Raw genomic sequence first — 17633 nt, 5'->3', positions numbered from 1 at the left:
GATTGCAGCGGGATTGGCTGCAATCGAAATTTATGGGATATAGTGGCTGCCCTGACAGATTGTTACCGGATAGAAATTACTTCTTGTCTTCCAGCAGGCAGCGATAAATCAGGCCGCCAATAACACCGCCCACCAATGGCACCAGCCAGAATACCCAAAGCTGTTGCAATGCCCAGGTACCCTGGAATATTGCCACGCCGGTACTGCGCGCTGGGTTAACGGAAGTGTTGGTTACCGGAATACTGATCAGGTGGATCAGGGTTAACGTCAAACCAATGGCCAGCGGAGCAAAGCCCGCAGGCGCACGTTTATCGGTCACACCGTGAATAACGATCAGGAAGAATGCGGTCAGTACCAGTTCAATAACGATAGCCGACTGCAGAGAATAGCCGCCCGGTGAGTGCTCACCGTAACCGTTGGAGGCAAAGCCGCCGCCGGTAGCGTCAAAACCTGCTTTGCCGCTGGCGATCAAATACAACACCGCCGCTGCAGCGATCCCGCCAATAACCTGAGCAATCACATAGGGAATCACGTCTTTGGCAGCGAAACGGCCACCGGCAAATAATCCTACGGTAATGGCCGGGTTAAAGTGCCCGCCAGAAATATGGCCAACGGCATAAGCCATGGTGACCACGGTCAGACCAAAAGCGAGTGCCACACCAAGAAAACCAATACCCAGCTGTGGGAATGCTGCTGCTAATACTGCGCTACCACAACCACCGAACACCAACCAAAATGTGCCAAAAAATTCGGCAAAAAGTCGCTTTGACATAGACTCCATCCTACGGAAAATACTAACGGGCGTTAGCACTAAAAACTATAGAACACCTTTTTCAATTAATGCAGGTTTCTATCAGGATTATTCTTAATGCAGCTTGAATAACAGCAGATATTAAATCCCCGTCAATTAACTTTGTCTATGAGAATACGGCTATATTTGGGGCATTGCGGTGCGTTTGCTGGTTTTTTTATCGCTGTTATAAGAATTTACCCTAAGCTTAAGCGGTATAGGTATTTCTGGCGGTAAATAGCTACGGTTAAATTCAATTTTTCATATGATTTTCCCATTCGATTTGTCCGTGTTAATTGTTAATTTCTATTTGCCATATTTAATTATCACGGAAATTCAGGGTATTAGACCGGTTTGTCATCAAACTGTCATGCCGGGCTAATACCTTAGCAAGCTGCCAACTTCACACCCTTAACTCTGAGCCATAAACATGAAAATAAAATCGGTTTCGCTGTTAATCAGTTCGTTGTTTCCTCTGTTCTCCTATGCTGCCACTGACGTTGAGGTGGCGCGCTATGTGGTCAGCTTTCCCGGCGGCGAACATGTAAGTTATCAGGGCGCTTTTGCCAAGAATTTCCCGCAGGGATTGCCGGTAGGTATTGGTTCTGGCCTGGTATTCAATGGCCGTGAAGGCCAGGATCTGCTGTTGACTACCCTGACCGATCGCGGCCCCAATGCCGATGCACCTGCGGTCGGTGAACAGGAAGCGAAAATCTTCGCCAACCCTGAGTTTGTTCCTTTATTGATGGATATTCGCGTCGGCGGCGGTAAGGCGGTTGCCAGTAACTCAAGGCCGCTGCATGACCAGCAAGGGCCGATCAGCGGGTTGCCGCTGCCAGCGGGTCTGATTGGTTCAACCAACGAAGTGGCGTTGAGCGATACGCTGAAAACGTTACAGGGCGATCGCCGTGGGTTGGATACCGAAGGCATTACGGCGGATGGCAACGGCGGCTACTGGTTGTGTGACGAATACGGTCCGTTCCTGATCCACATCGACAGCCAGGGCAAGATCCTCGCCAAATACGGCCCAACGCCGGAGCAGGGCGAGCAGGCGGTGGCCGGTGGATTGCCGAATATTATCAAGTGGCGTCAGCCGAACCGCGGTTTTGAAGGCATCACCCGTTTGCCGGACGGACGCATTCTGGCAGCGGTGCAGAGCACGCTCGACGTTGAGGGTAAAAGCAAGAACAAGGCGCAGTTCACCCGTCTGGTCAGTTTTGATCCGGCCAGCGGGAAAACGGCAATGTACGGTTATCCGATCGATATCGACAGCTATAAAAAGGCTAAAGACGCCAAGGTAGGCGACATCGTGGCGGTAGACAATCAGCACATCCTGTTGGTCGAACAGGGCAGCGATAAAGACAAGCAGATGATCAACAAGATCTACCTGGTTGATCTCAGCCAGGCGACCGATCTGACCGCCTTTGACGGTAAGGGCAAAGCGCTGGAGTTTGATGATGCAAAAGATCTCGCGAAACGCGGCGTGAAGCTGGCGCAGAAGCGGGAAGTGGTGGATCTGCGTAAATTAGGCTGGCAGCAGGAGAAGGTAGAAGGCTTGTCGCTGATTGACGATCGCACGTTGGCGGTGATTAACGATAACGATTTTGGCCTGCAGGCCAAGCTGGTGGACGCACAGCCGAAAGCGAAGAAAGTCGGCGATTACCAGTTGGATCAACAGGGTAACCTGAGCCTGGAGGGCAAAGCCGTATCGACCCGTATCGAACTGCGCCCGCTGGATAAACCGGAATCGCTCAGCGAGCTGTGGGTACTGACGCTGCCACAACCGCTGAAGTAAGCATCACGGCCGGGGGCGTGGCCCCCGGTCTTTCTTCCTTATTAGATTGCCTCACTGCTGGCTTGCGGCGCTCTGCCGCGCGAAATGCTCTCCCACACGGCCACTGCCACCATAATCAGGGTGGTCAGGGCGTTCACCATCAGCAAATCGGTGAGAAAAGCGATTGGCGTCAGCACCGCCAGTGCAATCAGCCCCAGCAGATGCGATAGCGGAAAACGGCGATATACCAGTCGCTTGTACAGCGCATTGGCGAGCAGATAAATCGCCGGGCCGAGCAGCAGCACCGCGGCTGTCACGTTGTTGATATGGCCGTCAGGGTGGGCGATCACCAGCTCATTGGCGACGGCGCAGACGATGATCGCGCCAACCAGTACCACATGAACATAATGGAAGTTGGCACCCAGTTGGCCAGGGTTTTCCGCCTGGCTGATGGCATGGCTACCGGCTTTGCTGCTGGTATCGAAATACACCCACCACATCGCCAGGCTGCCGAGAAAGGCCACCAACGACGCAATCAGTACCGGCGCGCTCCAGGACTCCATTTCGCTGAGGGTGGAGCCGGTAATCAGAATGGTTTCCCCCAGTGCCACTATCACGAACAGTTGACAGCGTTCCGCCAGGTGATGGCCTTCGATGGTCCATTCGCTGCTGCTGTCGGAGCGACCAAGCACCGGCAGGCGGAAACCGAACATCGGTGAAACGTATTCGCACAGTACCGCGATGGCCCACAACAACAGCCGATGATGGCCTTCCGCCAGCCCGCCGAGGATCCAGAACACCGCCGAAATGCACATCCAGCCGAGAATGCGCCGAAAGTTTTGTTTCAGTGGATGGTGGGCGGGGAGCAGCTTCAGCACCACCAGCGAGCGGCCAACCTGAATAGCCACGTAGAACAGCGCGAACATCAACCCGCGTTCACCAAACGCCTGGGGTAGCGCGGAGGAGGCGAACAGCCCCAGCAGCATGATGGCGAACAGCAGGATACGGATAGGGCGGGTATCCGGGTTAAACCAGTTGGTGACCCAGGCGGTGTATTGCCACGCCAGCCAGACGGCAAACCACAACAACAGGGTTTCCAGCGCACCGGTCAGCGTCAGATGGTGCAACAGGTAATGGGACAGTTGGGTCACGGCAAAAACGTAGATCAGGTCGAATAACAGTTCCGAGAACGAAACCGAGGCGCCACGACCATCACGCACACGAAGCAAGGTTTGCGACATAGGGGATCCTTCCAAAATGATAACCTTCAGCAATAGCGTAGTTCAGCCACCTGCGGGTGGGAGAGAAATCTTAAAAGTGAGGATTTTTATCTTTCCCTGGCCAAACGGACTTTAAATTGTCATCTGCCGGGAGTAGAGTCACTGCGTAGCCCGCTATTATTCCCTGTAAGACATATCTGCACGCACCTCCTCCTTATTTTCATCACAATGATTGATGTTCTTTACATTGGATTACGTCTCCTTTCATTGTCTGGCGGATAATTAACTCCACTGATACGAGAAAATAAACAAAAACACCTGGAGTTAATCATGAAACTATTACCTGGCATCGCAGCAATTCTATTGGCAGCCGCTTCGTTTTCTTCCTTTGCAGCGCCGCTGTCGTCGGTAAAACAGGTCAACACAGAGCAGGCCAGCGGCATGCAGAGCCTTGGCGTGGTGTCGGTTTCCGGCATCAGTGGTTCACCGGGTGATGCGGTTCACGCGCTGAAAGAAAAAGCTCAGGCCGATGGCGCCAGCCACCTGCGTATTATCGGGCTGGACACCCCGGGGGATTCCAGCAACTGGCGTGGTAATGCGGAAATATACCGCTAATAATCCGGCAATAAATACAATTCGGCCACTGTAATAGGTGGCCGATAAAATAAACGGTTGTGGATAATAATCTGACCGGTAATGCCATTCCTGGCTCACCCGATGATGATGACCACAACCGTTTTTTTGCCTGTAGTCAGTCGCATTTTATTACAACTGTGTCGGTGGTTTTAGGAAACATGTTAATGAATACTTAAGGAATTGAGTTCAGATTGGTGGCTACTCAACCTAAGGAGGCCCCAATGTTAAATGCGACACGGCTGCAACTGAAGAACCACTTTTTCTACCTCCAGCAGTTTATGGCTTCGCCGCGCACCATTGGCACACTGGCGCCTTCTTCCCCCTGGCTGTGCCAGGCGATGCTCAATCAGATTGAATGGACGGGCGCCTTGTCAATTGCGGAGCTGGGTGCGGCGGATGGCGTGCTGACCAAGCGCATATTGGGGCGCATGCGTGCCGATGCCTCGCTTGAAGCCTTCGAAATCCAATCTCATTTTGTCCATCAGCTGCGGAAAATTGACGATCGTCGCCTGCAGGTGATGGACCGTTCGGCGGAACAGATGGCCCGTGATTACGACGTGGTGTTTTCCTGCCTGCCGCTGCTGTCGATCCCGCTTAAAATCAGCATGCGTATTTTGCAGCAGGCGCAGCAGCGCTTGCGTGCACGCAACGGCACCCTGGTGTTGTTCCAGTACAGCCATCTGTCGGAAAAACTCCTGTCCCGCTATTTCCACTGGAAACGGCTGCGGGTGGTGCGTAATTTCCCGCCGGCGCTGGTGTATGTCTGTACGCCCCGTTAGCTAAAGCCTTTTTTCCATCACCACCACCTGGTCTTCATATTGCTGCCGACGTTCGATGGTTTGCCAGCCCCAGCCCGTATACAGCGCCTCGGATTGATCGGTGATCAGGTGCAATACCGGGTGATTGCGCTGGCGCGCCAATTGTACGATGGCGGCTTCCAAACGCAGTGCAATGCCCTGACGACGATGGTCAGGATGAACAAACACCCCCGCCAGCCAGGGGGAAAGGTCCATCCGGTGATGATCGTCGCTCGGCCACAGGCTGGCCATTCCCAGTGGGCGCTCGCCCTCAAGCATCAACAACGTGGTGTAGTCTTCACTCGGCTGGGTACACAGGGCAAAGCGCTGACGCGTGCGTTCCAGCGAACCGCCGCGTTGCGAGCCCCATTGACCAAATGCCCATGCGGCACAGACGTCGCTGAGCTCTGGGCACTCCGTCAGGGGAATAATGCGTTGGGTCATCTCTGCACCTCCTGAATGATCTGCAATCTGACTTCGGGTTATCTCCCAAATTTTTAACTTTATAAAACCGTATTTACAGCGGTTTTGCACGCATCAGCGTCGAAATAGCGGAATTCCGCAGATTTGACCCGCTCTGCGCGCGTTGGGATTGAAAGTGCTAATGAGAGTGATTATCATGCGCGCATATTTTAGCTAACCCGGCTTACTGATGCGCAATTCCCTCATTTTTCTGCTGCTTTCCTTGCTACTGGGCGTTTTTGGCGTCCAGGCGAAAATGGTCACCGACATCACTGGCCGTCAGGTTAAGGTGCCGGACAATCCGCAGCGTATCGTGCTGGGCGAAAGTCGAATGTTGTATACCCTGGCGCTGCTGGAGCCGGGTAACCCAGCCCAACGTATTGTCGGCTGGCCGGAAGACATGGCGCGTTTTGATGCGCAAAGTTGGCAGCTCTATACGCAGAAATTCCCGCAGATCAAAGCGATACCTTCTATCAGCAAGGGTAATTTTCGCCAGGTTAACATTGAAAATCTGATCCGGTTGAAGCCGGATCTGGTGATCCTTGCGCGCTATGCACGGGAAGAGGGTGACAGTGATTTAGTGCTGAGTGCGTTGAGCAAGGCTGGCATTGCGGTGATCTACGTCGATTTACGGGTCGATTTGCTGAATAACACCGTGCCGAGCGTCCGCCTACTGGGCGAAGTGCTTAATCGCCAACAGCGTGCAGAGCAATTCATCAGTTTCTATCAGCAGCATATGGCGGTGATCCAGCAACGGTTGGCCGGTTACCAGGGGCCGAAGCCCAAGGTGATGCTGCATCTGCATCTTGGGCGGCGCGAAACCTGCTGCACCACGGCGGCCCATGGCAACCTCGGCGATCTGCTGGCCTTTGCCGGCGGTGACAATATCGCTAACGCCAGCATCAAGGGCGTCTACGGTGAACTGAACCCGGAAACCATCCTGACCGCCAATCCTGACATCTATATTGCCACCGGCATGGCCGGGCCGCAGGGCAAGCATTTTTCCGATCTGCGCCTTGGACCACTGGTCACTCAGCAGGACGCCGATGAGAGCTTCCGCAGGGTTATGAAAAAACAGCCGATGCTCGCCAACCTGAAAGCAATAAAAAACCACCAGGCCTGGAGCATCTGGCACAACTTCTATCTCAGCCCTTACCACGTGGTGGCGGTTGAGATGTTCGCCAAAGCCTTCTATCCGGATCTGTTTGCAGACATCAACCCGCAGCAGACCTTTAAGCAGTTATATCAACAATTTTTGCCGTTACCTTTTTCAGGGACCTATTGGAGTCAGTTAAATAATGAATAACACTCAGCGTGGCTGGTGGTGTGCACTGCCTTTGGCAGCCTGTGCCTCTGCACCGGCGATCGGTGCCGACAAAACCGCACAGAAGGGCGAAACCCTGGTGGTGGTCGGCCAGACGCAGACCGATGGCGTGCAAAGCTATCAGCCGCTGACCAGCGTGACCGGCACTCGCACGGAAACCAGCTTGCTGAACGTGCCGCAGGCTATCGACATAGTGCCGCAGCAGGTGATTACCGATCAGGCGGTCAGCAGCCTGGATGAGGCCTTGTATAACGTCAGCGGTATCACCCAGGCAAATACCTTGGGCGGAACTCAGGACGCGGTGATGAAGCGTGGCTTTGGTGATAACCGCGACGGCTCAATTCTGCGCGACGGCGTGCGTTCGGTACAGGCGCGCAACTTTACCCCCACCACCGAACGGGTTGAGGTGCTGAAAGGCCCGGCCTCGATGTTGTACGGCATGGGCGAGCCGGGCGGGATGATTAATATGATCACCAAGAAGCCGCAGTTGCAGCAGCACACCCATGTGGAAGGCTGGGGCAGCAGTTTCAAGGGCGGTGGCGGTCAGTTGGACGTTACCGGGCCGTTGGGGACTTCCGGATTTGCCTATCGGATGATTGTCGATCACGATGAAACTGACTACTGGCGCAATTTCGGCCGTAATCGCCAGACGGTGATCGCACCCTCGTTGATGTGGTACGGCGAGAGCACCACGGTGCGCGTTGCCTACGAACATATGGAATATCTGGTACCGTTCGATCGTGGCACCATCATTGATTCGCGTACCGGCAAGCCGGAGAATACGCCGCGCGACCGCCGCTTCGATGAAGGCTATAACGCCACGCGTGGCGATCAGGATAGCGTTACTCTGCAGGTCGATCAGGTGCTGAACGAGAGCTGGAAAAGCTCACTGACTTACGCCTACAGCCGCAATAGCTACAGTGACAACCAGGCGCGTGCGCTGGCTTTGGATCCTGAAACCGGCGTGCTGTCGCGTCAGGCTGACTCTACCGCCCATGCCGTTAGTCATGCCAATGCGGTGCAACTGACGTTCAACGGTGACGTCGACTGGGGCAGTATCAACCACCAGATGCTGTTCGGCTTTGATTTTGAAGATAACCGCACCTACCGTGGCGATATGATCCGCGGTAAAAAGAACAGCGATTTCAATATCTACCATCCGGTGTACGGCCAGATGCCCACCTCGAATGCCGTCAGTGCCAAAGACAGCGATCAGCGTGAAAACCTCACCAGCTACGGCTGGTTTATGCAGGACTCCGTGCAACTGACCGATAAATGGCTGGTGATGGGCGGATTGCGCTATGACGCCTTTGACGTGTTCGCCGGCAAGGGGCGGCCGTTTATCACCAATACCGACAGCTCCGACGGCAAACTGGTGCCGCGTGCCGGGGTGGTCTACAAGCTGACGCCGTATGTGTCGCTGTACAGCAGCTACACCGAGTCTTTCAAGCCGAACTCTTCCATCGCCAGCCAGATTGGTTCGTTGCCGCCGGAACAGGGCAAGGCCTGGGAAGTGGGCAGCAAGCTTGAGTTGCCGAATGGCATTACCGGTACGCTGGCGCTGTTTGATATCACCAAGCGCAACGTGATGGTCAGCGAGTTGGTGAATGGGGAAACCGTCACCCGCACCGCTGGGCGTGTGCGCTCGCAGGGGGGGGAGCTGGATGTCGCCGGGAATATTACCGATTCCCTGAGCCTGATCGGGTCTTACGCCTATACCGACGCGCGGGTGGTGGATGATCCTGACAACAAAGGCAAAGAAATGACCAACGTGGCGCGTCATACTGCCTCATTGTTCCTGACGCAGGATCTGGGTTCCCCAGGATTGTACAGCGGGGACAACGTGCGAATGGGGGCCGGTGCGCGTTACGTAGGGCGCCGTCCGGGTGATGCTGCCAACAGCTTTAATCTTGATAACTACACCGTCGCCGACGCTTTTGCTGCTTACACCATGCCGGTGAATGGTTATCGGGTGAAATGGCAGTTGAACCTGAAGAACCTGTTCGACAAAACCTATTACCCTTCCAGCGGCGGCAATTTACGCGTGGCGGTGGGGGAACCGCGTGAAGTGGTGCTGCGTGCCAGCGTTGATTTCTGATTTGGCGGTTAAAAAGCAGGCCCGGTGGCAGGTATCTGCCACCGGGGAAATCTGGTTAAATACCCGGCCCTGTTGTTGAGGAGAGCCCGATGAGCCTGAAGATCCGTCTAGCGCAACCTCAGGATATTGCTCAACTGATCGCGGTTGAGCGATCGGCAGCGCAACTATTTCATCAACAACCGGCCTGGCGCTATATCGCCGAAGGTCCGGTGATGAGCGCAGAGCAGCATGCCGATTTTATTCAACAGCAGGGAGAATGGCTGGCGGAAAGCGCCGCGGGTGAGTTGGTCGGATTTATCGCCGTGGCGGCACAGCCGCAGGATTGGCATATCGCCGAGTTGTCGGTCGCCGCCGACTGGCAACGCCAGGGGATTGGGCGCCGATTGATTGCCGAAGTGGCCGCTCAGGCCCGATTGCAAGGGGCGCAGCGCCTGACGCTGACCACCTTTATTGATGTGCCCTGGAATGCACCTTATTACCAACGGCTGGGGTTCCGGCCGGTAGCCGTCGAACGGCTCAGTGCGTCACTGAGCCATCACCTGGCGGAAGAACGGGCACAGGGATTTGCCGCAGGCAGTCGCTGTGCCATGGAATTTACACTATCGTAAATATTGAAATACAGGTGGATGGCGGTATGATGCAGCAACCACGCCATCGCAGGATCTGCACGCCGGTTTCTGGCGGGCAAATGTATTCAAGTCACCGTATAAGGGACAACCCGTAATGACACAAACCATTTTCATGGTAGGCGCGCGCGGAGCCGGTAAAACCACGGTGGGCAGCGTACTGGCGCTGGCGCTGGGCTATCAATTTATCGATACCGATCTGTTTATGCAACAGACTACGCAGATGAGCGTGGCGGAAATGGTCGAAAAAGAAGGCTGGCTGGGATTTCGCCGCCGTGAAAGCATTGCGCTGCAAACGGTGACTCAACCGTCAACTGTAGTTGCCACTGGCGGTGGCGCGATCCTGGCGGAAGAGAACCGCCGTTTTATGCGTCAGAATGGCACCGTGATTTATCTGCGTTCCCCGGCCGAAGTGTTGGCTCAGCGGCTGGAAGAGTACCCGCAAGACACGCAGCGCCCTACGCTGACCGGCCGTCCGATTGCCGAAGAGATGCTGGAAGTACTGGCCGCGCGCGAAGCTTTGTATCAGGAGGCCGCACACTACGTGATGGACGGCACCGGCAACCCGCAGCAGGTGGTGGAGCAGATCCTGACCGCCCTGCAGTTGGAAACGGTAAAGTAATTCACCTTTCGCTTTCCCTTCGGGCACAGTCACCTGTGCCCGGATCCCGGCTATACCCCTCTTTATTCCTCACAATCGATAGATAGTCTCGCCGCCGTGCTTCCTCCCCGGTGGTTTTTTGGATGAAGGTCATCATCTATTGAGCGCCGTTCAGGGATGGCCTAAGATGGTGTCTGATTGATAAGGGGAAACGCCATGGCACGGGTATCAAAACAACAGATGGAGCGCAATCGCGAGGCGATTGAGCAGGTGTCCTCACAGCTGTTTCGCGAACGCGGCCTGAATGGCGTCAGCGTCAACGATCTGATGGCGGCAGTGGGGCTGACACACGGTGGTTTCTATGGCCATTTTGCCTCCAAGGATGAACTGGCGGCGGTAGCCAGCCGCAGGGCGGCGGAAGAATCCGCTCAACGTTGGGACGCGATGAGTCGTCAGCCCGGTAAACACAATTTACAGGCCCTGGTTGACGGCTATCTGGATGTCAAACATCGCGACGGCCCGGCAGAAGGCTGCGTGGTGACAGCTCTGGCCAGCGACGTGGCGCGAGAGGGCGTGGATAAACCGGTACATCAGGCTTACCTGAATGGCGTGAAATCCATGCTGGCGCGGCTGGAGTCGCTGTCCCCGGTGGAGGATGAGCAACAACGACAGCAGCAGGCGCTGGCGCAGATGGCGATGCTGGTGGGCGCGCTAACGCTGGCGAGGGCAACCCAGGGTGATGCTGTGTCGGAACAGTTTCTCAACGCGGCGCGTCAGGCATTGCTGCCGGCGGACGCTGAGTAAAATACAGCCCTGGGGTGGTGCCAAAGCGCTGGCGGAAAGCAGCTATATAGGCGCTGACATTGTCATAACCGCAGTCGCCGGCAATCTGATTGACGGCTTCACCGCGTGATAGCGGCTCCAGTGAGCGGATCACCCGGGCTTGCTGGCGCCAGCGGGCGAAAGTCACGCCGGTTTCGCTGAGAAAATGCCGGCTCAGGGTGCGGACGCTCAATCCGGCCCAGGCAGCCCATTCACTCTGGCTGCGTTTGTTGGCCGGCTCATTGAGTAGCGCCCGGGCGATTTTCAGCAGTCGGGCATCCTGCGGCAACGGCAGTTGCAACGGCGTGTTTTCCTGCGCGCGCATCTCATCCAACAATACTTGCAGTAGTCGCCGTTGCGGCGCGTTCAGCCTTTGGCCTGCGAATTGTGCAATGCGTTCCATTAACGCCAGAATCAACCCGGATGCGCTACTCAGATGCGGCTGTTCCGGCAGCGCTGCACATTGGGATCCGGGCAGATACAGGCTCCAGCCGGCGACGTTGCCACAGGCCAATGCCTGGTGCGCGCAGTTCGGTGGCAGCCAGCCGATGCTGCCGGCGGTCATAGCCCATTGCTGCTCCTGGGTTTCCAGCGCGATCATGCCGTGGGTTAATAAATAGACCTGTCCGCTGGCGTGTTGATGCCAGGGCGTTAAGTGTTTTTTCTCATGCCAAAGTCGCTCGCTTTGCAGGATCATGATGATTGGCCGATTTACCGTATAGAAAGTCCAGTTGTGGTTATTATGCCACCTTCTGCCTGATCTATGATCTCCACATCATTCAATTTTGGAGATAAATGATGAGCCTGAAAACCCCAACCGCCCTCGTGCTCGAGGCCTTGCGACGGGTCGTTGCAGCACCCCAACACCAGCCGGTGCTGATCGCTGAGTTTTTCAGTGAGGATTACCACCAGCAGGTGGACGGCAACACGCTGGATTACGCCCATTTTATGCAGCATATGGCGTTACTGAAACAACTCACTCGCAGCATGACGCTGGAGATCGTCGCCGTGGCCGGGCAGGGGGATTCGGTGCTGACCCACCACCGGGTACGAGTGGAAAAGCGCGATGGCGGCCGCAGCCTGGTCAAGGTGTTGGCGCATTTCACCGTGCGCGACGGCAAGATCTGCGCCTGCGATGAGCTGACGCAACTGCTGGAAGGTGAACACAAAGATCGCGATTTGGGGTCGCGCTTGTCGGTATAAATACCGCTGCTATACTTAAGCCTGTGGAATCACACGGGAGATCAGCATGCGCGAAAATGACCGACCTGGCTATCCGAGAACCGCTCGAGTGGTCGCCGTTGACCGGGGCGATCCGAGTTTGAATATGCACCGTTTTGAGGTGCGCACCGATGACATTGAGCCGAATACGCTGCTCAGTGAACATCCTACCGAGCAGGAAGCGCTCGATGCCAAGCACCGCTATGAAGATCCGGCGCTGGAAGATTAATTAGCTCGCCTCAGAAACCGACGTCAGGTCGGTTTCTTTATTTATTCCACTTACCACTTTCACTAATTACCTCGTAATGCCGAACCCAATTAGCACGACATGCTGGTTTATAACGTCATAGTCGAATAACCACGCGGTAATTAGCCTGTTTTATCAGCGTTCTCTGTTGCATTTAATTTAGTGAAGCATCATCCGCTGCTATTAACCCGCAGGGTATAAAATAAACTGCTTGACGATAAGTTGTGCGAGTTTTAGTTTCTTATTATCAAACAGGAACTAAGTTCCATATAGTGGAACAAGGCGTGCCATGACAACCCTGGAAAATGCTGCTGCGGTATTAAAGTTATTTTCACAACAGCGAATGATGCACGGCCAGCCCGGTATTTCATTCAGTGATGTGGTGAATCAATTGGCACTGCCAAAAAGCACCGCATCGCGCCTGCTGCAGACCATGGAGAGCCAGGGCATGCTGGAACGGGATGCTGACAGCAAGCTGTATAAAATTGGCCGTTTGTTGTTATCGGTCTCCAGTCACTATTTGTCGACGCCACTGGTCGACAGCGTGGCGGCCAACATGGTGCAGCTCAGTCAGCAGACCCACTGCACGGGTTATGTTTCGGTGCTGGAGGCGCAGGAAATCATGGTGATGCGCATGTTTCCAGGCCGCCATTTCCTCCAGGTAGTGACGCCGGCGGGCAGCCGCTCACCGGTGGCGGAAACCTCGGTGGGCCGGGCGATACTGGCGCGTGACAGCGATGAACAGGTGATAGCGCGTTTTACTGCCGGCTACCGTGCGGCTTCACCTAACGCCCCGCAAACGCTGGAGGCGTTATTGAATAAGCTGGCGCAGATCCGGCGGCAGGGCTGGTCTCTGGCGCGCAACGAAACCCTGCAGGGCATCAGTTCACTGGCGACTGCGGTGACCAACAAACACCGCAATGAAACGGTCGGTCTGTGCTTGTCTTTCCCCACGCAGGCGGAAGAACAGCCGTATTCACCCGGCGTGCTGGAGGCATTAATGACAGTATCCCGGCAAGTGGCGGAAAAACTCGGTGATGATTATTGGCAACAGATAAAATAACACACCGAAACAGTTCGTCAGCACCCGATAATTAACGAAAACCAACACCAGGGAATTTCTTAATTATCTCACTTAGCGTTATGGGTAATAACTCTTTAATTTCACTCGCAGTTCCAATATTTGGAACTGCGATGGCCGTCTTATGCCGAAATTAACGTGGTCAAACGCCATGGAATATTCAGGGAAATTAAAACGATGAAACCAAATAGCAGCATCAATCCGTTGAAAGATATTGGCACCTTGCTGGTGATGGTGCTGCTGTCCATCGTCGGCGCAATTATCGGCGTGCAGTTGATTACTACGCTGGGGGTTACGCCCAACACGTCGATCATTGGCGCGTTACTCGCCATGTTGTTGGCGCGTATTCCGCTGCAAATGTTCCAGCGTTACCGCTCGGTGCATACGCAAAATCTGGCGCAGACGGTGATCTCCTCCGCCACCTTTGGCGCTGCCAACTCATTGCTGATGCCGATTGCCGTGCCTTATGTGATGGGGCAACCGCAGTTGATCCTGCCGATGTTTTGCGGGGTGGCTGCGGCGATGTTGCTGGACGCCTACCTGCTGTATCGCCTGTTTGACACCAAAATCTTTCCTGCGGCCAATGCCTGGCCACCGGGCGTCGCGGCGGCGGAAGCCATTAAGGCCGGTGACCGGGGCGGTAAACAGGCCTGGCTGTTGGTGGTGGGTGTGGGGGTAGGTATCGCCGGTTCGATGCTGAAAATCCCGATGGCGGCGTTTGGTACCGCGTTTATCGGCAATATCTGGGCATTGGGTATGTTTGGTGTTGGCCTGTTATTGCGAGCCTATGCAGAACCGATGGCGGGTTTCGACATCAATGCGAATTTCATCCCTCACGGAGTGATGGTCGGTGCCGGGCTGGTGGCGTTGATCCAGGTAGTGCAGGTGATCCGCAGCAAGCGCGTAGACACCACCGGTTTCAGCCGGGACGACAGTGAAGTCCGCAAGGCGCTGGGGTTGGGCGCGGTGGGTTATATCGTTATTGCCGTACTGCTGGCATTGGCCGCTGGGCTGTACAGCGAGATGTCGCTGGGCATGCTGGTGCTGTTTGTGATTTACGCCGCGTTTGCTGCCTTCGTGCATGAGTTGATCGTCGGCATCGCCGCGATGCATTCCGGCTGGTTCCCGGCCTTTGCGGTGGCGCTGATTACCCTGATTATCGGCATTCTGATTGGCTTCCCGCCGTTGGCGCTGTGCGTGCTGACCGGGTTTACCGCCGCTACCGGCCCGGCGTTTGCCGACATGGGCTTTGATCTGAAAGCCGGCTTCATTCTGCGCGGCTACGGCAAAGATCTGCAGCAGGAGCTGCTGGGACGTCGCATTCAGTTGTTTGCCGCATTGATCGCCTTTGTCGTCGCCATTCCGGTGGTGTACTTCGCTTACACCAGCTATTTCCTGCAGGACCTGATCCCGCCGGTTGCACGGGTGTATGCCAAAACCATCGAGGCGGGTGCCCAGCCGGGCATTGCCTACAGCCTGCTGATCTGGGCGATCCCCGGTGCCATCGTACAGTGGATTGGCGGACCCAAGCGTCAGCTCGGCGTGCTGTTGGCCACTGGCCTGTTGATCAACAACGCGTTGGCGGGTTGGGCAGTGCTTGTCGGTATTGCGCTGCGCATCCTGATTATTCGCCGCTGGGGTGATAAGGGCCGCACGCCGATGGAGATCATGGCGGCCGGTTTTATCGCCGGTGACGCGCTGTACAGCTTTTTCAATTCCATTTTTTCCAGTAAAGGGAAATAACCCATCCGGTTAAATTGTGAGGTCAGCCGATTATGAGTTTGCAACAAACGCTGCAGGTTTTTGAATTAATTGATAGTGCTTATGTGAGCGGTCAGGAAGTTGTCGATCTGTTTACTTCGTATCCCGGTATCCGGGCCAGCACGCTGCGCGCCAGCGGGCCGAAAGGCGCGACCGACTTCGTGCGCATTGAGATCCCCGGCAGCGCCGGGAAAAGCCAGGGTGGCGATGCGCCGACGTTGGGCATCATCGGCCGATTGGGTGGCATCGGTGCGCGGCCAACGCGTATTGGTCTGGTATCCGACGGCGACGGGGCGATCGCTGCGATTGCCAGTGCGCTGAAACTGGCGGAAATGCAGCGCAAGGGCGATGTACTGGCGGGCGATGTGATCATCACCACCCATATTTGTCCAGATGCCCCCACTCGTCCGCACGATCCGGTCGATTTTATGGATTCACCGATCGATGACGTGACGATGAACGATAATGAAGTGGTGGCGGAGGTCGATGCGATTTTGTCCATCGACACCACCAAGGGCAATCGCATCATCAACCACAAAGGTTATGCGTTGTCGCCGACGGTGAAGGAAGGCTACATCCTGCGGGTGGCGGAAGATCTGCTGCGGATTATGGAGATGACCAGCGGTCGCCCGGCGGTGACCTTCCCGATCACCACCCAGGACATTACGCCGTACGGTAACGGGGTGCACCATCTGAACAGCATTCTGCAGCCTTCTACCGCGACCTCTGCGCCGGTGGTCGGTGTGGCGATTTGTACTGAGTCGGTGGTGCCGGGCTGCGGTACCGGTGCCAGCCATGAAGTGGATATTGCGCTAACCGTTAAGTTTGCGGTGGAAGTGGCGAAAGAGTTCGGGCGCGGTACCTGTCATTTTTATCAGGCCGACGAATATGCGCAGCTGCTGGCGCTGTACGGCAGCCTGAGCCACCTGCAAAAAAGGAAATAACCGGATGAATGCCTCATTTGCCACGCTGACTATCGGCCAGGCGCCGCGCAACGACATTATGCCGTTGCTGTCTGCCTATCTGCCTGCGGAGCAGGTGAGGCATGTCGGGTTGCTGGACGGGCTGAACGCCCGCCAGATTGACGAAGGTTACGCACCGCAGGCCGGAGAGAAGGTGTTGGTTTCACGCCTGCTGGACGGCACACAGGTGAGATTGGCGGCCTCGCGGGTTGAACAGGGGTTGCAGCAGAAAATCAATGCGCTGGAAGCGGAGGGTTGCGAGGTGATCCTGCTGTTGTGCACCGGAGAGTTTGGTCAGTTGCATGCAGAACAGGCGCTGTTACTGGAGCCGGATCGCATTATTCCACCGCTGATTTCTGCCATCGTCAGCCAACATCGGGTTGGCATTGTGGTACCGGTGGTGGAGCAAATCAGCCAGCAGGCAGGCAAGTGGCAGTTACTGGCGACGCCGCCCTGTTTCGCCGTTGCCAGCCCTTATCTGGCGGATGACGCGGTACTGGAGTTGGCCGCGTGCGAGCTGCAGCGGCAGGGGGCGCAGGTAGTGGTGCTCGACTGTATCGGTTATCACCGCCAGCATCGTGATTTCCTGCAGGCACGGCTTGAAATACCGGTGCTGTTGTCCAACGCGCTGGTGGCCAAGCTGGCTGCAGAGCTAATCGACTGATTAAAAAGCTAATAAAATCTTATCTCGCGGTCCGTCGGGGGCGCCGCTGCGTGTTTTTGGCCGTGGATCCAGAACGGCGGGCTGACGGTCAACCGCTCGGCAGAGTTTTACTCTGCGCCACGATCGCATTTCGCGAGAAAAACCAGTGACAGATCAACCGCAATCCCCCAATATGGATTTCCCATAAAGTTGATTACGCGGGTGTCAGTCTATGCTGAAAGTGAACGAGTATTTTGCCGGAAAAGTGAAGTCTATCGGTTTCGATAGTAGCAGCATCGGCCTTACCAGCGTCGGTGTTATGGAAGAGGGAGAGTACACCTTCACCACCGCCCAGCCGGAAGAAATGACCGTGATTACCGGAGCGTTGAAAGTGTTGCTGCCGGGCTCGCCGGACTGGCAGGTGTTTATGCCGGGTGAGAAATTCTTCGTGCCGGCCCACAGTGAGTTCAACCTGCAGGTGGCTGACGCTACCGCCTACCTGTGCCGTTACTTAAGTAAATAATTTTCACCCTTCGGTGATAAATCAGGGCTCTGCATGCAGAGCCCT

Annotated in this window: 19 protein-coding genes; 15 read left to right on the top strand and 4 right to left on the bottom strand. The window is 55.7% G+C overall.

Going from position 1 to position 17633, the window contains the following annotated elements:
- Positions 1 to 76 precede the first annotated feature (76 nt).
- Positions 77 to 772 (bottom strand): aquaporin Z, encoded by a 696-nt coding sequence (gene aqpZ, locus OC597_RS14370; RefSeq protein ID WP_012005450.1) that lies wholly within the window; start codon positions 770 to 772, stop codon positions 77 to 79.
- Between the two features lie 448 nt (positions 773 to 1220).
- On the opposite strand from aqpZ, the gene OC597_RS14365 reads away from it, so the two are divergent.
- The gene (locus OC597_RS14365; RefSeq protein WP_262209222.1) at positions 1221 to 2585 is read left to right on the top strand and encodes an esterase-like activity of phytase family protein; all 1365 of its coding nucleotides are present in this window, start codon (positions 1221 to 1223) and stop codon (positions 2583 to 2585) included.
- A 41-nt stretch (positions 2586 to 2626) separates the two neighbouring features.
- Here the strand turns inward: OC597_RS14365 and OC597_RS14360 are convergent, their stop codons facing one another.
- Positions 2627 to 3805 (bottom strand): low temperature requirement protein A, encoded by a 1179-nt coding sequence (locus tag OC597_RS14360; RefSeq protein ID WP_261251653.1) that lies wholly within the window; start codon positions 3803 to 3805, stop codon positions 2627 to 2629.
- Between the two features lie 309 nt (positions 3806 to 4114).
- On the opposite strand from OC597_RS14360, the gene OC597_RS14355 reads away from it, so the two are divergent.
- Both OC597_RS14355 and OC597_RS14350 read left to right on the top strand, forming a co-directional pair.
- Complete coding sequence (locus tag OC597_RS14355; RefSeq protein WP_261283731.1) at positions 4115 to 4399, top strand: YdgH/BhsA/McbA family protein; 285 nt, start codon at positions 4115 to 4117, stop codon at positions 4397 to 4399.
- A 242-nt stretch (positions 4400 to 4641) separates the two neighbouring features.
- Positions 4642 to 5199, top strand: coding sequence for a class I SAM-dependent methyltransferase (locus OC597_RS14350; RefSeq protein WP_261251655.1), 558 nt, complete (start codon positions 4642 to 4644; stop codon positions 5197 to 5199).
- Here the strand turns inward: OC597_RS14350 and OC597_RS14345 are convergent, their stop codons facing one another.
- On the bottom strand, positions 5200 to 5661 hold the full coding sequence (locus tag OC597_RS14345) for a GNAT family N-acetyltransferase (RefSeq protein WP_262209219.1): 462 nt from the start codon (positions 5659 to 5661) through the stop codon (positions 5200 to 5202).
- A 208-nt stretch (positions 5662 to 5869) separates the two neighbouring features.
- Here OC597_RS14345 and OC597_RS14340 point away from each other — a divergent pair, with 208 nt between their 5' ends.
- The 5 genes from OC597_RS14340 to OC597_RS14320 all read left to right on the top strand — a co-directional run bounded on the left by OC597_RS14340 (position 5870) and on the right by OC597_RS14320 (position 11132).
- Positions 5870 to 6985: an ABC transporter substrate-binding protein gene (locus OC597_RS14340; protein WP_262209217.1), complete on the top strand. Its 1116-nt coding sequence runs from the start codon at positions 5870 to 5872 to the stop codon at positions 6983 to 6985.
- Positions 6978 to 9101: a TonB-dependent siderophore receptor gene (locus OC597_RS14335; RefSeq protein ID WP_262209215.1), complete on the top strand. Its 2124-nt coding sequence runs from the start codon at positions 6978 to 6980 to the stop codon at positions 9099 to 9101. The genes OC597_RS14340 and OC597_RS14335 overlap by 8 nt, the downstream gene beginning before the upstream one ends.
- A gap of 89 nt (positions 9102 to 9190) precedes the next feature.
- The gene (locus tag OC597_RS14330) at positions 9191 to 9709 is read left to right on the top strand and encodes a GNAT family N-acetyltransferase (RefSeq protein WP_262209213.1); all 519 of its coding nucleotides are present in this window, start codon (positions 9191 to 9193) and stop codon (positions 9707 to 9709) included.
- A 115-nt stretch (positions 9710 to 9824) separates the two neighbouring features.
- Positions 9825 to 10349 carry a shikimate kinase AroL gene (aroL, locus tag OC597_RS14325; RefSeq protein ID WP_261462986.1) on the top strand — a complete coding sequence of 175 codons (525 nt, stop codon included), beginning with the start codon at positions 9825 to 9827 and terminating at the stop codon, positions 10347 to 10349.
- Between the two features lie 195 nt (positions 10350 to 10544).
- Positions 10545 to 11132, top strand: a complete 588-nt coding sequence (locus OC597_RS14320; protein WP_262209212.1) for a TetR/AcrR family transcriptional regulator — start codon at positions 10545 to 10547, stop codon at positions 11130 to 11132.
- On the opposite strand, the gene OC597_RS14315 is transcribed toward OC597_RS14320, so the two are convergent.
- Positions 11089 to 11850 carry a helix-turn-helix domain-containing protein gene (locus tag OC597_RS14315; RefSeq protein WP_261425607.1) on the bottom strand — a complete coding sequence of 254 codons (762 nt, stop codon included), beginning with the start codon at positions 11848 to 11850 and terminating at the stop codon, positions 11089 to 11091. The genes OC597_RS14320 and OC597_RS14315 overlap by 44 nt on opposite strands.
- A gap of 98 nt (positions 11851 to 11948) precedes the next feature.
- On the opposite strand from OC597_RS14315, the gene OC597_RS14310 reads away from it, so the two are divergent.
- The 7 genes from OC597_RS14310 to ppnP all read left to right on the top strand — a co-directional run bounded on the left by OC597_RS14310 (position 11949) and on the right by ppnP (position 17588).
- Complete coding sequence (locus tag OC597_RS14310; RefSeq protein ID WP_262209321.1) at positions 11949 to 12353, top strand: nuclear transport factor 2 family protein; 405 nt, start codon at positions 11949 to 11951, stop codon at positions 12351 to 12353.
- 46 nt (positions 12354 to 12399) lie between these two features.
- The gene (locus tag OC597_RS14305; RefSeq protein ID WP_085115397.1) at positions 12400 to 12600 is read left to right on the top strand and encodes a YaiA family protein; all 201 of its coding nucleotides are present in this window, start codon (positions 12400 to 12402) and stop codon (positions 12598 to 12600) included.
- A gap of 307 nt (positions 12601 to 12907) precedes the next feature.
- Positions 12908 to 13681, top strand: coding sequence for an IclR family transcriptional regulator (locus tag OC597_RS14300; protein ID WP_261425500.1), 774 nt, complete (start codon positions 12908 to 12910; stop codon positions 13679 to 13681).
- 195 nt (positions 13682 to 13876) lie between these two features.
- Positions 13877 to 15442, top strand: coding sequence for an OPT/YSL family transporter (locus OC597_RS14295; RefSeq protein WP_262209209.1), 1566 nt, complete (start codon positions 13877 to 13879; stop codon positions 15440 to 15442).
- Positions 15443 to 15474: 32 nt separating this feature from the next.
- Complete coding sequence (locus tag OC597_RS14290) at positions 15475 to 16404, top strand: DUF1177 domain-containing protein (RefSeq protein ID WP_261425498.1); 930 nt, start codon at positions 15475 to 15477, stop codon at positions 16402 to 16404.
- A gap of 4 nt (positions 16405 to 16408) precedes the next feature.
- A complete protein-coding gene (locus tag OC597_RS14285) occupies positions 16409 to 17086 on the top strand; it encodes an AroM family protein (protein ID WP_261283741.1) in 678 nt (225 codons plus the stop codon).
- A 211-nt stretch (positions 17087 to 17297) separates the two neighbouring features.
- Positions 17298 to 17588 carry a pyrimidine/purine nucleoside phosphorylase gene (gene ppnP, locus OC597_RS14280; RefSeq protein ID WP_099062330.1) on the top strand — a complete coding sequence of 97 codons (291 nt, stop codon included), beginning with the start codon at positions 17298 to 17300 and terminating at the stop codon, positions 17586 to 17588.
- Positions 17589 to 17633: the final 45 nt, after the last annotated feature.

The organism is Serratia proteamaculans (assembly GCF_946227095.1).
In the GTDB taxonomy this organism is placed as follows: Bacteria; Pseudomonadota; Gammaproteobacteria; order Enterobacterales; family Enterobacteriaceae; genus Serratia; species Serratia proteamaculans_E.
The sequence above is the reverse complement of the archived record's forward strand: the minus strand, read 5'-3'. Positions and strand labels throughout refer to the sequence as shown.

Bases quoted from the DNA above. Each gene is read 5' to 3' on its own strand.
- aqpZ (WP_012005450.1), bottom strand. From the start codon at position 772: ATGTCAAAGCGACTTTTTGCCGAATTTTTTGGCACATTTTGGTTGGTG.
- OC597_RS14365 (WP_262209222.1), top strand. From the start codon at position 1,221: ATGAAAATAAAATCGGTTTCGCTGTTAATCAGTTCGTTGTTTCCTCTG.
- OC597_RS14360 (WP_261251653.1), bottom strand. From the start codon at position 3,805: ATGTCGCAAACCTTGCTTCGTGTGCGTGATGGTCGTGGCGCCTCGGTT.
- OC597_RS14355 (WP_261283731.1), top strand. From the start codon at position 4,115: ATGAAACTATTACCTGGCATCGCAGCAATTCTATTGGCAGCCGCTTCG.
- OC597_RS14350 (WP_261251655.1), top strand. From the start codon at position 4,642: ATGTTAAATGCGACACGGCTGCAACTGAAGAACCACTTTTTCTACCTC.
- OC597_RS14345 (WP_262209219.1), bottom strand. From the start codon at position 5,661: ATGACCCAACGCATTATTCCCCTGACGGAGTGCCCAGAGCTCAGCGAC.
- OC597_RS14340 (WP_262209217.1), top strand. From the start codon at position 5,870: ATGCGCAATTCCCTCATTTTTCTGCTGCTTTCCTTGCTACTGGGCGTT.
- OC597_RS14335 (WP_262209215.1), top strand. From the start codon at position 6,978: ATGAATAACACTCAGCGTGGCTGGTGGTGTGCACTGCCTTTGGCAGCC.
- OC597_RS14330 (WP_262209213.1), top strand. From the start codon at position 9,191: ATGAGCCTGAAGATCCGTCTAGCGCAACCTCAGGATATTGCTCAACTG.
- aroL (WP_261462986.1), top strand. From the start codon at position 9,825: ATGACACAAACCATTTTCATGGTAGGCGCGCGCGGAGCCGGTAAAACC.
- OC597_RS14320 (WP_262209212.1), top strand. From the start codon at position 10,545: ATGGCACGGGTATCAAAACAACAGATGGAGCGCAATCGCGAGGCGATT.
- OC597_RS14310 (WP_262209321.1), top strand. From the start codon at position 11,949: ATGAGCCTGAAAACCCCAACCGCCCTCGTGCTCGAGGCCTTGCGACGG.
- OC597_RS14305 (WP_085115397.1), top strand. From the start codon at position 12,400: ATGCGCGAAAATGACCGACCTGGCTATCCGAGAACCGCTCGAGTGGTC.
- OC597_RS14300 (WP_261425500.1), top strand. From the start codon at position 12,908: ATGACAACCCTGGAAAATGCTGCTGCGGTATTAAAGTTATTTTCACAA.
- OC597_RS14295 (WP_262209209.1), top strand. From the start codon at position 13,877: ATGAAACCAAATAGCAGCATCAATCCGTTGAAAGATATTGGCACCTTG.
- OC597_RS14290 (WP_261425498.1), top strand. From the start codon at position 15,475: ATGAGTTTGCAACAAACGCTGCAGGTTTTTGAATTAATTGATAGTGCT.
- OC597_RS14285 (WP_261283741.1), top strand. From the start codon at position 16,409: ATGAATGCCTCATTTGCCACGCTGACTATCGGCCAGGCGCCGCGCAAC.
- ppnP (WP_099062330.1), top strand. From the start codon at position 17,298: ATGCTGAAAGTGAACGAGTATTTTGCCGGAAAAGTGAAGTCTATCGGT.